Origin of the sequence: Bradyrhizobium sp. 956_D2_N1_4 (assembly GCF_052076025.1) — a bacterium.
GTDB lineage: Bacteria > Pseudomonadota > Alphaproteobacteria > Rhizobiales > Xanthobacteraceae > Bradyrhizobium > Bradyrhizobium barranii.
In genome coordinates this window covers 3,204,081-3,219,219 of the sequence record NZ_CP197237.1, presented here as the reverse complement: position 1 = coordinate 3,219,219, position 15,139 = coordinate 3,204,081, and the positions used below count along the sequence as shown (strand labels likewise).

Annotated in this window: 14 protein-coding genes; 6 read left to right on the top strand and 8 right to left on the bottom strand. The window is 65.0% G+C overall.

Going from position 1 to position 15,139, the window contains the following annotated elements; translation table 11 throughout:
- Positions 1 to 102: 102 nt before the first annotated feature.
- Both AB7535_RS14960 and AB7535_RS14955 read right to left on the bottom strand, forming a co-directional pair.
- Positions 103 to 1,575 (bottom strand): DASS family sodium-coupled anion symporter, encoded by a 1,473-nt coding sequence (locus AB7535_RS14960; protein ID WP_354079915.1) that lies wholly within the window; start codon positions 1,573 to 1,575, stop codon positions 103 to 105.
- Between the two features lie 127 nt (positions 1,576 to 1,702).
- The gene (locus tag AB7535_RS14955) at positions 1,703 to 2,509 is read right to left on the bottom strand and encodes an enoyl-CoA hydratase/isomerase family protein (RefSeq protein WP_063986375.1); all 807 of its coding nucleotides are present in this window, start codon (positions 2,507 to 2,509) and stop codon (positions 1,703 to 1,705) included.
- A 120-nt stretch (positions 2,510 to 2,629) separates the two neighbouring features.
- On the opposite strand from AB7535_RS14955, the gene nthA reads away from it, so the two are divergent.
- Genes nthA through AB7535_RS14940 form a run of 3 tightly spaced genes read left to right on the top strand, consistent with a single transcriptional unit; the run spans position 2,630 to position 4,286 of the window.
- A complete protein-coding gene (gene nthA / locus AB7535_RS14950) occupies positions 2,630 to 3,253 on the top strand; it encodes a nitrile hydratase subunit alpha (protein ID WP_354079912.1) in 624 nt (207 codons plus the stop codon).
- Positions 3,250 to 3,909 (top strand): nitrile hydratase subunit beta, encoded by a 660-nt coding sequence (gene nthB, locus AB7535_RS14945; RefSeq protein ID WP_248883302.1) that lies wholly within the window; start codon positions 3,250 to 3,252, stop codon positions 3,907 to 3,909. Before nthA ends, nthB begins: the two co-directional genes overlap by 4 nt.
- Positions 3,909 to 4,286, top strand: a complete 378-nt coding sequence (locus AB7535_RS14940; protein WP_354079910.1) for a nitrile hydratase accessory protein — start codon at positions 3,909 to 3,911, stop codon at positions 4,284 to 4,286. The genes nthB and AB7535_RS14940 overlap by 1 nt, the downstream gene beginning before the upstream one ends.
- A gap of 243 nt (positions 4,287 to 4,529) precedes the next feature.
- On the opposite strand, the gene queC is transcribed toward AB7535_RS14940, so the two are convergent.
- Complete coding sequence (gene queC, locus AB7535_RS14935) at positions 4,530 to 5,246, bottom strand: 7-cyano-7-deazaguanine synthase QueC (protein WP_354079908.1); 717 nt, start codon at positions 5,244 to 5,246, stop codon at positions 4,530 to 4,532.
- A gap of 137 nt (positions 5,247 to 5,383) precedes the next feature.
- Here queC and mazG point away from each other — a divergent pair, with 137 nt between their 5' ends.
- Positions 5,384 to 6,238: a nucleoside triphosphate pyrophosphohydrolase gene (gene mazG / locus AB7535_RS14930; RefSeq protein ID WP_439036579.1), complete on the top strand. Its 855-nt coding sequence runs from the start codon at positions 5,384 to 5,386 to the stop codon at positions 6,236 to 6,238.
- Between the two features lie 192 nt (positions 6,239 to 6,430).
- The gene (locus AB7535_RS14925) at positions 6,431 to 7,453 is read left to right on the top strand and encodes a DUF2278 family protein (RefSeq protein ID WP_439036578.1); all 1,023 of its coding nucleotides are present in this window, start codon (positions 6,431 to 6,433) and stop codon (positions 7,451 to 7,453) included.
- A 78-nt stretch (positions 7,454 to 7,531) separates the two neighbouring features.
- Here AB7535_RS14925 and hflX read toward each other — a convergent pair whose 3' ends face one another.
- The 4 genes from hflX to AB7535_RS14905 all read right to left on the bottom strand — a co-directional run bounded on the left by hflX (position 7,532) and on the right by AB7535_RS14905 (position 13,195).
- Positions 7,532 to 8,911 (bottom strand): GTPase HflX, encoded by a 1,380-nt coding sequence (gene hflX, locus AB7535_RS14920; protein ID WP_439034979.1) that lies wholly within the window; start codon positions 8,909 to 8,911, stop codon positions 7,532 to 7,534.
- Positions 8,912 to 8,922: 11 nt separating this feature from the next.
- Complete coding sequence (gene hfq, locus AB7535_RS14915; RefSeq protein ID WP_007591126.1) at positions 8,923 to 9,171, bottom strand: RNA chaperone Hfq; 249 nt, start codon at positions 9,169 to 9,171, stop codon at positions 8,923 to 8,925.
- Between the two features lie 248 nt (positions 9,172 to 9,419).
- A complete protein-coding gene (gene ntrX / locus AB7535_RS14910) occupies positions 9,420 to 10,790 on the bottom strand; it encodes a nitrogen assimilation response regulator NtrX (RefSeq protein WP_071914044.1) in 1,371 nt (456 codons plus the stop codon).
- 17 nt (positions 10,791 to 10,807) lie between these two features.
- Entirely contained in the window at positions 10,808 to 13,195 is a 2,388-nt protein-coding gene (locus AB7535_RS14905) for a sensor histidine kinase (RefSeq protein ID WP_354123807.1), read from the bottom strand.
- Positions 13,196 to 13,240: 45 nt separating this feature from the next.
- Between AB7535_RS14905 and AB7535_RS14900 the strand changes: the two genes are divergently transcribed.
- Entirely contained in the window at positions 13,241 to 13,525 is a 285-nt protein-coding gene (locus AB7535_RS14900; RefSeq protein WP_166096546.1) for a histidine kinase, read from the top strand.
- 165 nt (positions 13,526 to 13,690) lie between these two features.
- On the opposite strand, the gene ntrC is transcribed toward AB7535_RS14900, so the two are convergent.
- A complete protein-coding gene (gene ntrC / locus AB7535_RS14895; protein ID WP_028147560.1) occupies positions 13,691 to 15,133 on the bottom strand; it encodes a nitrogen regulation protein NR(I) in 1,443 nt (480 codons plus the stop codon).
- Positions 15,134 to 15,139 lie beyond the last annotated feature (6 nt).

Here is a 15,139-nt window from a genome sequence, read left to right as displayed (position 1 = left end):
TCCTTGCAATGTCAGATATTTGCGGGGAGTTGGACGAAGTTTTCCTAATCCCACCCCGGCGAAGAAAATTCGTCTGCCGGGGGTATGAGCTTCCGGCCCCGCTCAACTGATCTGCAACCAGGGCAGCACGATCAGCAGCAGTCCCGCAAAATAGAGCAGCCCGAACAGCAGCCCAAAGCCCCAGAACTGGCCCTTCCCGATGTAGCCGCTGCCGAAATACATCGGCGCGGGTCCCGTCGCGTAAGGCGAGATCACGCCCATCAGGCCGAGCGAATACATGCAGAGCATGGCGAGCGTCGTAACCGGCAGGCCGGGGATGCCCGATCCGACCGCGAGCACCACCGGCAGCACGGCCGCCGCATGCGAGGTGATGCTCGAGAAGAAGTAGTGGATCCAGAAGAACAGCGCGACCAGCAGGATCATCGCGGTCGACGGCGACAGCCCCGCGAGCGGTTTGGCGTATTCGGTCGCGAACCATTTGATGAAGCCGATCTCGTTGAGGCCCGAGGCCAGCGTCAGCAGCGAGGTGAAATAGAAGAACACCTCCCAGGCGCTCTTCTCGCTGACGATGTCGGCGAACTCGATCACGCCCGTCACCAGCATCAGCGAGATCACGATGAACACGACGGTGGTGGCGTTGACGAAGTTCGAGCCGAGCAGCGGCACGTGGATGTCCGGGCTCGAGCCCGCGATCCACAGGAACATCGCGAGGACGATCAGAGCCAGCATGATCCACTCGTTGCGCGACATCGGGCCCATCTCGCTGACCTCCCTGGCCGCCCATTCAGAGATCTCCGGGCTGTGCTTCACCTCGGGACGGCAGACCACATAGCTGAGCAGCGGCACGAGGATCATCAGGAGGATGCCGAGCGGCGCAAAGCCGACGAACCACTGCGCCCAGCTCACCTCGACGCCGGCGGTCCTCTTGGCGATCGCAAGCGCGGCCGCATTGGGCGCGAGCGCGGTGAAGAACAGCGAGCTGGTGATCGCGGTTGCCGCAAACGCCGTCCACATCACATAGGTGCCGATCTTGCCGGCGGTCGGCCCGGGCTCGGAGCCGTAGATGCGCGGGATGTTGCTGATGATGGGATAGACGATGCCGCCGCTGCGCGCGGTGTTGGATGGCGTCGCTGGTGCCAGCAGGAAGTCCGACATCGCGACCGCATAGCCGAGTCCGAGCGTGTTGCGGCCGAGCTTCTGCACCAGCACCAGCGCGATACGGCGGCCGAGCTGGCTCTTGCGATAACCGATCGAGAATACGAAGGCGCCGACGATCAGCCACACCGTGCTCTCGGCAAAACCCGCCAGCATCCAGCGTAGCGATTTGCCGGGATCGGGATCGATATAGCCGGCGACGCCCGCGACCGTCAGCCCGATGAACCCGACCGCGCCGACCGGCATCGATTCGAGAATGAGTCCGGTGATGACGGCCGCGAACACGGCAAAATAGTGCCACTGATTGGCGTTGAGACCGGTCGGCACCGGCCACAGATAGATGGCCAACCACACCACGAGCGGCGCGATCAGCTTCCAGCTAAACCCTTTTGCCTGAGGCGTCTGCGAGCTTGCGGCCATGGGCCCTCCCCCTCGATTGTCGTCGCATTGTACCGCCCGTTGGCCGAGCCGTTTTTGTCCTAGCGCGCCGTATACGGACTGTCTGCGGCGCGATCAATGGTCTGACTTCACGTTCTACCGCCCCTTGCTACCGCCCCTTGAAGCGCGGCTTGCGGCGGGTCAGGAACGCCTCGATGCCCTCCTTGTGGTCTTCGGTGAGACTCGCCAGCGCGAACTGGTCGACGTCCATGTGGCTGGCGAGATCGTCCAGCGCGTGTGCCAGCCGGTTGACGGTCAGTTTGGTCATGGCGACCGAGAGCGGCGGCTGCGCGGCGACCTTCCGGGCAAGCTCCATGGCGGCATCGAACGCATGGCCGGGATCGGCCACCTGCTCCACCAAACCCCACTCGTAGGCCTCATCGGCCGAGATGCGCTGGTCGGCCAGGATCACCGCCTGCTTGGTGCGGGCCGGCCCGATCAGATGCAGCATGCGCGGGATGCTCTGCCAGCTCATGTTCATGCCGAGCCCGATCTCGGGCACGCGCAGATGCGCGTCGTGCCCCATCACGCGGAAGTCGAGCGCCACGGCCAGCGCGACGCCACCGCCGACGCAAAAACCCTCGATGGCGGCGATCGTGATCTGCTCCATCTCATGCCAGGCATGGGTCAGACGCGGCCCGAGCTTGAGATGCCGCCGCAGCGTGCCGAGATCCATGTCCTTGCGCGAGCGGCCCTCGGCATCCTTGAGGTCGAAGCCGGCGCTGAAGGCGCTGGTGCTGCCCGTCAGAACCACGACGGACGTTGCGGCATCATCCTCGAAGCTGCGCGCGGCCGCGGTGAGCTGGCGCAGCGCCTCCGGCGAGAGCGCGTTGATGCCGTCGCCGCGGTCGAACCGCACCACCGCAATCCGCCCCTCCGGTCCGAGGCCCTTCTCGATCGTCACGAAGTTCGTCACCAATGTCTCCCAATCCGCTTTGCTGCGAGGCTAGCCTACATCCGGCCTCACGAATATGGGACCCGGTTGCGCCCCAGCGCATACTCGACAGGCAGGGACCATTGCGCCTATCTTTGCGCCATGAGCCACGATCACGACCATCATCACGACCATTCCGAGCTGTCGGAGACCGAGCTGCGCGTGCGCGCGCTCGAGACGATCTTGACAGAAAAAGGCTATGTCGAGCCGGCCGCGCTCGACGCCATCATCCAGGCCTATGAGACCAGGATCGGACCGCACAATGGCGCGCGCGTTGTCGCCAAGGCCTGGACCGATCCGGCCTTCAAGCAGGCGCTGCTGGAAGACGGCAGCAAGGCCATCGGCACGCTCGGCCATGTCAGCCGCGTCGGCGACCATCTCGTCGTGGTCGAGAATACGCCAGAGCGACACAACATGGTCGTGTGCACGCTGTGCTCCTGCTACCCCTGGGAGATGCTGGGGCTGCCGCCGGTCTGGTACAAGGCTGCGCCCTATCGCTCGCGCGCGGTGAAGGACCCGCGCGGCGTGCTCGCCGATTTCGACGTCGCGCTGCCCAAGGACCTGGAAATCCGAGTGTGGGATTCCACCGCCGAGACCCGCTTCCTGGTGCTGCCGATGCGCCCCGCGGGCACCGAAGGCTGGAGTGAGGAGCAGCTTGCCGAGCTGGTCACGCGCGATTCCATGATCGGCACCGGCTTTCCCAAGACGCCTGGAGCGCCGTCGTGAACGGCGTCCACGACATGGGCGGCATGGACGGGTTCGGCAAGGTCGAGGCCGAGCCGAACGAGCCGATGTTTCACGAGGAATGGGAATCGCGTGTTCTCGCCATGGTGCGCGCGATGGGCGCGGCGGGCGCGTTCAACATCGACACCTCGCGCTTCTATCGCGAGACGCTGCCGCCGCACGTCTATCTCTCGAGCTCCTACTACAAGAAATGGTTTCTCGGGCTCGAGGAGATGCTGATCGAGAAGGGCTACCTCACCCGGGAGGAGGTCGCTGCCGGTCACGCGATGCAGCCTGCAAGGGCGCTCAAGCACGGCAAGTTCGACCTCGCCAATGTCGAGCGCGTCATGGTGCGCGGCAAGTTCGCCCGCCCTGCTCCGGCGCCGGCAAAATTCAACATCGGCGATCGCGTCCGCGCCAGGAACATTCATCCGACCACGCATACGCGGCTGCCGCGCTATGTGCGCGGCCATGTCGGTGTCGTCGAGCTGAACCACGGCTGCCACGTATTTCCGGATTCGGCGGCGATGGAGCTCGGCGAAAATCCGCAATGGCTTTACACGGTGGTGTTCGAGGGCCGCGATCTCTGGGGCGCGGACGGTGATCCGACCTTGAAGGTTTCGATCGATGCCTTCGAACCCTATCTGGACCCGGCGTGATGAGCAGCACGGCTGCGGCCGCCGCGACGGCGGCCATTCCGAGCATCCCGCGCGATGACGACGGCCCGGTGTTCCGCGCGCCCTGGGAAGCGCATGCGTTTGCGATGGCGCTGACGCTGCACGAGCGCGGCGTGTTCACCTGGCCGGAATGGGCCGCGGCCTTGGCCTCCGAGATCAAGCGCGCGCAAGCCGCCGGCGATCCTGATACGGGCGAGACCTATTACCTGCACTGGCTCGCCACGCTGGAAGGTTTGGTTGCAAGCAAGGGCGTCGCATCGACGGAGACGCTGCACCGCTACCGCGACGCCTGGGACCACGCCGCGGATCGGACGCCGCACGGCAAGCCGATCGAGCTGCGGCCGGAGGATTTTCGGTAGGTCGCGCCTGACCCGTCATTCCGAGCGCAGCGAAGCAATCCAGTATCTCTCCGCGGTGACAGTCTGGATTGCTTCGTCGCTTAGCTCCTCGCAATGACGACGTTGAGAGAGCGCAAGCTCTCTCCTCCGTCGTCGCCCGGCTTGACCGGGCGACCCAGTACGCCGCGGCTTCTCGGCTCAAGCACCTTCTCTGGAACACTGGATCGCCCGCTTTCGCGGGCGATGACGGCGGAGATTGGAGCGCTATTTGCGCCCCGCCGCAAACTCTCGCCATCCCTTCGCCCGCAAACTGCATGCCGGGCACTCGCCGCACCCGAAACCCCACTCATGCTGCGCGCCGCGTTCGCCGAGATAGCAGGTGTGCGAGTGCTCGCGGATGAGATCGACCAGTCCTGCGCCGCCGAGGTCATGGGCGAGCTTCCACGTCGCCGCCTTGTCGATCCACATCAGCGGCGTATGCAGCTCGAATGGCCTGGCGATGCCGAGCGAGAGCGCGGCCTGCATGGCGCGGATGGTGTCGTCGCGGCAATCGGGGTAGCCGGAATAATCGGTCTCGCACATGCCGCCGACGATGTGGGTGATGCCGCGCCGGTAGGCCAGCGCCGCGGCAAACGTCAGGAACACCAGATTGCGGCCGGGCACGAACGTATTCGGCAGGCCGTCGGCGCCCATCGCGATGGCGACGTCGCGCGTCAGCGCCGTCTCGGACACGGCCGCCAGCGTCGGAATCGACAGCGTGTGGCTCTCGCCGAGCCTTGCGGCCCAGTCTGCGCGCAGACCCTTGATGCCGTCGAACAGCCGGTCGCGGCAGGCGAGCTCGATGGCGTGGCGCTGGCCATACTCGAAACCCAGTGTCTCCACGCGTGCAAAGCGGCTGAGCGCCCAGGCGAGGCAGGTGGTGGAATCCTGGCCGCCGGAAAACAGCACCAGGGCGGTTTGTGATGAAAATGCGTCAGTCATGGCCCGCGCTTTAGCACTGCGGGCGCTGCTCGCCAATCTGCCGCCAATCGGTGGAAATCGGCCTGTTCCGCCGCGCCGCGCTGGGAACGGCGGGCCGCTTTTGGCATAAGGTTTTGGACCCAGGAGACTGCCCCGCAATGACCCCTTCCCGTGACATTTCCCGCCTGATCGAGATCATGGCGGCGTTGCGCACGCCGGTGACCGGCTGCCCCTGGGATCTCGAGCAGGATTTTGCGACGATCGCGCCCTACACGATCGAGGAAGCCTATGAGGTGGTCGAGGCCATCAGCCGCGGCGATCTCGATGACCTGCGCGAAGAGCTCGGCGACCTCCTGCTCCAGGTCGTGTTCCACGCCCAGATGGCATCAGAACAGAATGCCTTTGCCTTCGGCGACGTCGTGGAAGCCATCACCCGCAAGATGATCCGGCGCCATCCTCATGTCTTCGCCGACAAGGACGGCAATATCGCCTCCTCCCACGTCAAGGAGGTCTGGGATCGCATCAAGGCCGAGGAGAAAGCCGAACGTGCGGCGCGCCGGCCGCCGGAGGAAACGCCGACGCACAAGTCGTTGCTCTCGGGCGTCAAGGCCGGCCAGCCCGCGCTGACCCGCGCCATGGAGCTCCAGCGCAAGGCCTCGACCGTCGGCTTCGACTGGAACGACCCGCGCGCGGTGCTGCAAAAGATTCGCGAGGAAGCCGACGAGATCGAGGCGGCGCTCGACCGTAACGACAGCGAGGGGCTGGCGGAGGAAACCGGCGATCTCATGTTCGCACTGGTCAACCTCGCCCGCCACGTCGATGCCGATCCGGAAGCCGCGCTACGCGCGACCAACGCGAAATTCGAGCGGCGGTTTGCGTTCATCGAACGGGCGCTCGAGGCGCAGGGGCGGACGCTCGAGCAGGCGTCGCTGGCGGAGATGGACGCACTTTGGAACGCGGCGAAGAGTGAGGCGAAACCGGTATCGGAGTCTCGCTCGCAGGCCCGTCGCTAGCTTGCGGCCTGCTCCATAGGCCTGCCCGCAAGGATCGAAGCGGTCGCGAAGGAGATATAGGTCAGCATCTTTTCCCGAATGCAGCGAGGCGGTCATGGCGGATCGTAGTCAAGCCATGAAACCGTCACGACAAGCAGTCTAAAGTTGAGCAGCGGAGCCCGCGCAGCCGAAATCCCACCTCAGGTGAGTGCGATGCCATTAAAGCACTATTCGGTCCTCAAGGGACGCCCGATCGCGATGCGTTTCGGCACCGGCCAGTCGCCGCACTATCAAGTCCATGTCGTGGCCGACAACGCGGATTTCCGCATCGCCGTCAATGTGCAGTCAGGCGACGGAAGCGAAGTCGAGTTCCTGGTGCGATCGCACTTTGTCCATCCGATCACCGATCATCTCGCAGCGCTGCCGGAGGGCCTGCACCCGCAGCCGCCGAAGCCGGCCAGCATTGCGCTGGACTTCATTCGCGGCAATCTGATGCAGCCCCAGGAGATGATCCCGCTGCCGCTGTCCGTGCCCGGACCGGACAATGACCTCAACGAGAAGCTCGACCAGTTCGTCCAGCGCGCGCTCTCGAACGAAAGCGCGATGCTGTACGCATTCGGTGAGACATGGGGGCCAGAAACGAAGGCGGACAATTATTTCGGCTTCCGGCCGGGCCGCGGCATCCACGACATCCATATGAATCAGGGAAATCCGATCGGACGATTCTCGGGCGACAACGGGCCATGGCAAGACGGCGGGCTGGTGTTCGAATTCCCGGATCAGAAGCTATGGACGGCGGTCTTCCTCAAATTCCAGACGCAGGCCTGGCACACCGACGACAAGACCGGTGACCCCATCGATCTCGGCGCGCCGACACAGCCGCCAGATCCGACCGCTCCTCCGACCGGGCAAATGCCTGACGGACTCGTGCGCATCATCGCAGCACTCGTCAATGCCTTGAAGACGCCCGAGCGGGAAGTCGTCACGCTGCTCAATACGGCCGATCGCGACATCGATCTCACCGGCTGGATGCTGGCCGACAAGCAGAAGAACAAAATGGCCCTGTCAGGGAAGATCGACGCCGGCGGCACGCTCGCCATCGTCGTGCAAAAGCCGATGGAATTGTCGAACCAGGGCGGCATCATTTCGCTGCTGGACGAGCGTGGGATCAAGATCCACGGCGTCGCCTATACCAAGGCGCAGGCGAAGAATCCGGGCCTGACCATTCCGTTCTAGCGTTACGCGTCTCAACCCGGAAACGCGGATACGGTCGATATCGCACGCGAGCCGGTCGGGCGCACCGCGCCCTTCGGATCACGCCACGCGCGGCACGGCATCGAACCGGTTCACCACGATATCCCGCTTGGTCTCGTCGACCCGCACCGTCATGTCGAAGCGGCCGTCGTGCAGCTCTTTCGCCAGCACCTCCGCATTTCGATGCAGCCAGCTGATGCCGGCGCCGTCGGCGGCGTCGATAGAGAGATCGAGCGTGGTGCGCTTTGCGGCGAGCCGTTCCTCGATCGCCGCAAGCAGAGCGTCGATCCCCTCGCCTGACACGGCCGACACCAGCATCGCCGGATGATCCTCCGGCCGGCGCGCGGCGATGTTCAAGAGCTCTTCGCGCTTGTCAGGCTCGTAACGGTCGATCTTGTTCCAGACCTCGATGATGCGGCCGGAATCGTCGGGGTTGATGCCGAGCTGGCGCAGCACCGCGTCGACGTCACTCTGCTGGGCCTCGGCATCCTCGTGCGAGATGTCGCGCACATGCAGGATGACGTCGGCCTCCAGCACCTCTTCCAGCGTGGCGCGGAAGGCCGCGACGAGCTGGGTCGGCAGGTTGGAGATGAAGCCGACGGTGTCGGACAGCATTGCCTTGCCGCCATGCGGCAAGGTGAGCGCGCGCAGGGTCGGATCGAGTGTTGCAAACAACATGTCGGCGGCCTGAACGTCGGCGCGCGTCAGGCGGTTGAACAGCGTCGACTTGCCGGCATTGGTGTAGCCGACTAGCGCGACGACGCGATACGGCACACGCTGGCGCCCGGCACGATGCAGCCGCCGCGTCGCCTGCACCTTCTTCAGCTCGCCCTCGAGTTTCGAGATGCGCTCCTGGATCAGGCGGCGGTCGGCCTCGATCTGCGTCTCGCCGGGACCGCCCATGAAGCCGAAGCCGCCACGCTGGCGTTCGAGATGGGTCCAGGAGCGGACGAGGCGCGAGCGCTGGTAGTTGAGATGTGCAAGCTCGACCTGGAGCGAGCCTTCCTTGGTCTTGGCGCGGCGGCCGAATATCTCCAGGATGAGCCCGGTGCGGTCGAGCACCTTGGCGTGCAATTCCTTCTCCAGATTGCGCTGCTGGATCGGCGCCAGCGCGCAATCCATCACCACGAGCTCGACATCGAGGCTCTTGGCCAGCGCGGCGATCTCCTCGACCTTGCCCTTGCCGATATAGGTTGCGGGGCGGATCTGGCTGATCGGCGCGATGATGGCATCGGCAATGACGAGGTCGATCGCCCGCGCGAGGCCGGCGGCCTCATCGAGCCGGGCCTCCGCGTCACGCTGAACATGGCTTTCCGATTGCGTGTCGGCACCGCCCGCGCGCACACGCAAGTAGGGGCCGATGACAAGCACCCGCCCCGTCTGCTTCGCCCCTGCCGACCGCGGACGGTCGGCCTCCCCGTCGAAATTCCGGGGTTCCAATCAGATCACTCTCAAGCCGGCTGATCCTCGCCGCCTTCGAACAACTGGATCGGAGCGCCCGGCATGATGGTCGAGATCGCATGCTTGTAGACAAGCTGCGAGTGACCGTCGCGCCGAAGCAGCAAACAGAAATTGTCGAACCAGGTCACGATGCCCTGGAGCTTCACTCCGTTGACCAGAAAGATCGTCAGTGGCGTCTTGGTTTTGCGAACGTGATTGAGGAAGGTGTCCTGTAGGTTTTGTGCGCGGTCTGCCGCCATTGTTTTTTTCTCGCTTTGAGTTTCTTTTTATTGCGCCGGTTGCGGCCCTCTTTGTGACATTCGGGGCCTCTTCCGGTTGCTATTCCTCATGAGATCCCCCTCGGAGGAACAGCGGTTCGATTAGAGGACAGGACGGGTTATTAGGCAAGCCGCTTCACGCGGCAGGCCACGCCCAAATGCCCCGAAAAACTACGGAAATCGATGATTTTCCTCGCTAATCCCTGAGGTGCAGCCGCGACGTCGCGGTGTCAGCCGACACCGAGCGCCTTCAGCTTCCGGTGCAACGCCGAACGTTCCATGCCAACAAACTCAGCTGTGCGAGAAATATTTCCTGAAAAACGGCTGATCTGTGCAATCAAATAGTCGCGCTCGAACACCTCGCGCGCTTCGCGCAGCGGCAGCCCCATGATGTGCTCGCCATTGTTGCTGGTCGGCATCGCCGGCACCATCGAGCCGACGTCCTGCGGCAGCATGTCGGCGGTGATAATCACCTCCGGTCCGCCCGCGGCCAGAATCATGACTCTCTCAACGTTGTTGCGGAGCTGGCGTACGTTGCCGGGCCACACATGCGATTGCAGCACCGCCATCGCGTCCTGCCCGATCTGCCGCTTGGGCAGGCCGCTGCCGGCCGAGATCTGCTCCATGAAATAGTCGATCAATTCCGGAATGTCCTCGCGCCGCTCCGAGAGCGCGGGCACGCGGATCGGCACCACCGAGAGCCGATGATAGAGGTCTTCGCGGAAATGGCCGGCCGCGATCTCCTCTTCGAGATTTCGCGCGGTGGAGGAGATGATGCGGACGTCGACCTGCACCTTGCCGGTGCCGCCGACGCGCTGGAACGACTGCTCGACGAGCACGCGCAGGATCTTGTTCTGGGTTTCGCGCGGCATGTCCGCGATCTCGTCGATGAACAGCGTGCCGCCATGGGCTTCCTCGAGCGCGCCGGGCTTGCGCGCCTGCTCGCCGTTAGATTGCTCGACGCCGAACATCTCGTGCTCCATGCGCTCCGGCGTGATCGCGGCGGCATTGATCACGACGAACGGACCATCGGCGCGGCCCGAGGCGGTGTGCAGTGTGCGTGCGGTCAATTCCTTGCCGGCGCCGGCCGGGCCGACGATCAGGATGCGGCTGTTGGCCTTGGCTGCGCGGTCGATGGTCTGGCGCAACTGGTTCATGCTCGGCGAGCGGCCGACGAGCGAGCTTGCGCTCGGCGCGAGCTGCTTCAGCTCCTTGACCTCGCGCTTGAGCCGCGAATTCTCGAGCGCTCTGTTCGCGACCAGGATCAGCCGGTCGGCCTTGAAGGGCTTCTCGATGAAGTCGTAGGCGCCGCGCTTGATCGCGGCGACCGCGGTCTCGATGTTGCCGTGGCCGGAGATCATCACGACCGGCAGATCGGCATTGTCCTTCTTGACCTGCTCCAGCAGCTGCAAGCCGTCGAGCTTGGAGCCCTGGAGCCAGATGTCGAGAAACACCAGGTGCGGCCTGCGATTGGCGATCTCGGCGAGCGCCGTATCGCTGTCGCGAGCGGTCCGGGTCACGAAGCCCTCGTCTTCGAGAATGCCCGCGACGAGATCGCGAATATCGGCCTCATCATCGACAATCAGAATTTCACTTGCCATGGTTCGCGCCTGTCTTGTCAGATGCCTGTTGAGGCTTCGATCTTCGTTGAATCATTGGTCATTTCAGCCGGCTCTTTGGTTTCGGCGGCCGGCGGTTTTGTTTCGGGCGGCTTGGCGATGTCCGTGACCGCGTTTGCGGCCAACGATGCCTGCACGGTCCCCTCGCTCTTCGCGGGGGCACCGGAGATCGCAAAACGCATCCGCATCCACGCGCCGCGCTGGCCCTCGCGGAAATCGGAAGCGTCCTTCAGCTCGATACGCCCGCCATGGTCTTCGAGCACGCGGCCGACGATCGCCAGGCCAAGGCCGGTGCCCTTGGCCCGCGTCGTCACATAAGGCTCGAGGAGGCGCGAGCGCGCGACCTTGGGCAGGCCGATGCCGTTGTCGATGACGTCGATCAGCACGTCCTCGCCCTCGCGCGAGACCACGACGTCGATGCGGCCCTTGCCGTAATCCTTGCCGAGCTCCTCCGGCGGCACCTGCTCGACCGCCTCGGTGGCGTTCTTGACGATGTTGGTGACCGCCTGCGAGATCAGCCGCCGGTCGAACTGCGCGCGCAGCGGATCTTCCTTGAATTCGGCCTCGATATCGATCTCGGGATGGGCGACCTTCATCAGGAACACCGCCTGCCGCACGGTGTCGGCGACGTCCTCGCCCTCCATCACCGGCTTCGGCATCCGTGCGAAACGCGAGAACTCGTCGACCATGCGGCGGATATCGTCGACCTGGCGCACGATGGTATCGGTGCACTGCTCGAAGATCTGCTTGTCCTTGGTCTCGGTGATGTCCTTGCCGAACTTGCGGCGGATGCGCTCGGCCGAGAGCTGGATCGGCGTCAGCGGATTCTTGATCTCATGCGCGATGCGGCGCGCGACGTCGCCCCAGGCCGAGGTGCGCTGCGCCGAGACCAGCTCGGTGATGTCGTCGAGCGTGATGATGTAGCTGTCGTGCGGCTGGCTGGTCTTCTCGGCGCTGACGCGGACCGACAGGTTGCGCTCGGTGCCGTCGCGCGTGATCGTGATCTGGCCCTGCACCAGGCGCTGGGTCCCTTCCCGCGCCGTCTTCATCATCTCCTCGAGCTCGGGCAGCACGTCGGAGAGCGGATGGCCGAGCGTCTCCGCTTCGGAGTGCCCGATCAGCTTCTCGGCAGAGCGGTTGAGGATGCCGACGCTGCCCGAATTGTCGACGCCGATGATGCCGGCGCTCGCCGAAGACAGCACGGCCTCGATGAAGCGGCGGCGGCTGTCGATGAGATCGCTGGCGTTGACGAGTTCGTCACGCTGGCTGCGCAATTCCTGTGTCATCTTGTTGAAGGTCTCACCCAGCTGGGCGAGGTCACCTTCCGACTGATGCACGGGCACCTTCACATGGAGGTCGCCGGTCGAGACCGTGTGGGCGGCGTTCATCAGCCGCCGGATCGGGGCCACCAGCGAGTTGGCGAAGTTGAGGCCGATCAGCACCGAGGCCATCAGGATGGTCAGCGCGATCACCGCGAACATCAGCGCGAAGGCGACCTGGATGCCGAGCCGGCGCGACTCGATCTGAGCGTATTCGGCGACGCTGACCTCGGTCTGCTTGAGCTGGTTGACGACGTTCGGATCGAGCGGTCGCGCGACATAAAGGAAGGTGTCGCTGAAGGCGCGCAGGCGGATCACCGCGGCGACGAAGCTCGCATCCGGGAGCACCGCGATCTCGGGCTCGGATTCGTTGACGTTGCTGAGGAAGTCCGGCGCCGGCGGCGAATAGGCTAGCCGCATGCCGGTGTCCGCCGATTCCAGGATATTGGTGTTCTTGTCGATGATCATCGCGCCCGGCAGGTTGCGGGAGCCGGCGCTGGCGGTCAGCAGCTCGCGGAACGAGCGGCGGTCCTGGTCGTAGAGCGGCCGGGCGTGCGCGATGTCATTGGCCATGCCGAGAATGTCGCCGCGGATCAGCTGCGCGTGGTCTTGCATGTAGGCCCGCGCGATCGTCAGCGAATTCTGGATCACCTCCTTGGTCGGGCCGGAGAACAGCCGGTCGAGGCCGCGCTCGATGGTGACGTTGGCGACGACGGCGACCAGCACCGCCGGCAGCACCGCGACGATCGAGAACAGGCTGACGATCTGGACATGGAGGCGTGCCGCCGCCCGGCCCCGCCGACGCGCCAGGATCAGCTGCCAGAGCTCGCGGACGATGATGCCGACCAGCAGCAGGATCGTGGCCGCATTGATCAGATAGAACGAGCGGACCACCTCCGGCGTCGGCTCGATCCGCGTGAGACCGGTCAGGACCAGGAAGGTCAGGAGGGCCGACAGCAACGCCATCGCCACGGCAAGGGGTGCCAGCCAGCGTCGCACCGACCAACGCCGGGGCTCTTCCGCTGGGGCCGTGTCGAAGTGTGCGGCCGAGGTGTCTGCGCTGGTCATTCCGGCAATGGTGCTGAAAACGGGGTCCGCGGCGGGCGGATACTGATGTATTCGTACCACATTGTTGCCGAATTGCGACAATTCCGCGGCGCCCTCGCCGCGACGGACCGGCGCATCCACAGGCCGCTGTTCTGGCAAACCTCGCTTGCGGGAACGGATTCCCGCCCCTACGGCTTGACCGCCATGGACAGGTTCTTTCTCGCGATGATGGTGTCGGCCGTGCTGCTGCTGATCGTAGCCGCCGACCTCCTGGTCAATGGTCTCGGGGTGCAGCAGCCGCTGGCGAACGTCGCCAGCGCCCAGTCGGTCTCGGCGCGGCTGATCAGATGAGCGCGACGCAGCGCTCGGCGGTTGAATAACAATTCATACGTTCCAACGGAACGTTTCGGCCTGATTCGGACTTTTGCTCACCGCGTTAGCCACAACGGCCAGCGCGATCCGGAAGGCTCAGCTCCGCTTTGGTAGGGGGAGCTGAGCCACCGTCCGTTCGGAAAACTAGCCCCCGCTCCGATACACCTGGATATCGAGGTCCCGGATCTTCTTCCGCAGCGTGTTGCGGTTGAGGCCGAGCAAATCGGCGGCGCGGATCTGGTTGCCGCGGGTGGCGGCGAGCGCGGCCGTGAGCAGCGGCACCTCGATCTCTTTGAGGATACGGTGATAGAGGCCCGGCGGCGGCACGCCGTTCGGGAAGCCCTGGAAGTGCGAGGACAGATAGGCCTCCACGGCGCCGCCGAGATTGTCGACGCCCTGCTGGACAGCGGCACCCGGGCTGACCGTGGGCGGCGCCAGCTCGCCGTCGATGACGGAGCCGGTGATCACGTCCTGCGGATAGAGCGCGGCGAGGCGCCGGGCGAGGTTCTCGAGCTCGCGCACGTTGCCGGGCCAGCGGTGCTGCTTCATCCGCTCCAGCGCCAGCGCATCGAGCTTCTTCGGCGGCAGACCGTCCTTCTCGGCCAGTGTGAAGAAGTGCCGCACGAGGTCCGGCAGGTCTTCGATGCGCTCGCGCAAGGGGGGCAGCCGCAGCGGCACGACGTTGAGGCGGAAGAACAGATCCTCGCGGAACAGGCCCTGCTGGATCAGGACGCGCAGGTCCTTGTTGGACGCCGCGACGATCCGCACGTCGGTCTTGATCGGGGTGCGGCCGCCGACGGTGGTGTATTCGCCCTGCTGGAGCACGCGCAGCAGGCGGGTCTGCGCCTCCATCGGCATGTCGCCGATCTCGTCCAGGAACAGCGTGCCGCCCTCGGCCTGCTCGAACCGACCCGAGGCGCGGGTGTTGGCGCCGGTGAAGGCGCCGCGCTCGTGGCCGAACAGTTCGGACTCGATGAGGTCACGCGGGATCGCCGCCATGTTGACCGCGACGAACGGGCCGTTGCGGCGCTTGCCGTAATCGTGCAGCGCGCGCGCCACCAGCTCCTTGCCGGTACCGGACTCGCCCGTGATCATCACGGTGAGGTCGGTCTGCATCAGACGCGCCAGCACGCGGTAGATTTCCTGCATCGCCGGCGAGCGGCCGACCAGCGGGATCGCCTCCATCTCGGCGTCCTCGTCCGGCGTCGAGACCCGTTCCTTCGGCTCGGCCAGCGCACGGCCGACGATGGCGATCAGTTCCTTCAGGTCGAAGGGCTTTGGCAGATATTCGTACGCCCCGCGTTCGGAGGCGCGGATCGCGGTCATGAACGTGTTCTGCGCGCTCATGACGATGACGGGCAGATTGGGCCGCATCTTCTTGATCCGCGGCAGCAGGTCGAAGGCGTTCTCGTCGGGCATCACCACGTCGGTGATGACGAGATCGCCCTCCCCCTGGCTGACCCAGCGCCATAGCGTTGCGGCATTGCCGGTCAGCCTGACCTCGTAGCCGGCGCGGGATAGCGCCTGATTGAGAACCGTGCGGATGGCGGTGTCGTCATCAGCAACGAGAATGCTACCTGCGGGCATCGTTAA

Bases quoted from the DNA above. Each gene is read 5' to 3' on its own strand.
- AB7535_RS14960 (WP_354079915.1), bottom strand. From the start codon at position 1,575: ATGGCCGCAAGCTCGCAGACGCCTCAGGCAAAAGGGTTTAGCTGGAAG.
- nthA (WP_354079912.1), top strand. From the start codon at position 2,630: ATGAGCCACGATCACGACCATCATCACGACCATTCCGAGCTGTCGGAG.
- AB7535_RS14940 (WP_354079910.1), top strand. From the start codon at position 3,909: ATGAGCAGCACGGCTGCGGCCGCCGCGACGGCGGCCATTCCGAGCATC.
- queC (WP_354079908.1), bottom strand. From the start codon at position 5,246: ATGACTGACGCATTTTCATCACAAACCGCCCTGGTGCTGTTTTCCGGC.
- mazG (WP_439036579.1), top strand. From the start codon at position 5,384: ATGACCCCTTCCCGTGACATTTCCCGCCTGATCGAGATCATGGCGGCG.
- AB7535_RS14925 (WP_439036578.1), top strand. From the start codon at position 6,431: ATGCCATTAAAGCACTATTCGGTCCTCAAGGGACGCCCGATCGCGATG.
- hfq (WP_007591126.1), bottom strand. From the start codon at position 9,171: ATGGCGGCAGACCGCGCACAAAACCTACAGGACACCTTCCTCAATCAC.
- ntrX (WP_071914044.1), bottom strand. From the start codon at position 10,790: ATGGCAAGTGAAATTCTGATTGTCGATGATGAGGCCGATATTCGCGAT.
- AB7535_RS14905 (WP_354123807.1), bottom strand. From the start codon at position 13,195: ATGACCAGCGCAGACACCTCGGCCGCACACTTCGACACGGCCCCAGCG.
- AB7535_RS14900 (WP_166096546.1), top strand. From the start codon at position 13,241: ATGTATTCGTACCACATTGTTGCCGAATTGCGACAATTCCGCGGCGCC.
- ntrC (WP_028147560.1), bottom strand. From the start codon at position 15,133: ATGCCCGCAGGTAGCATTCTCGTTGCTGATGACGACACCGCCATCCGC.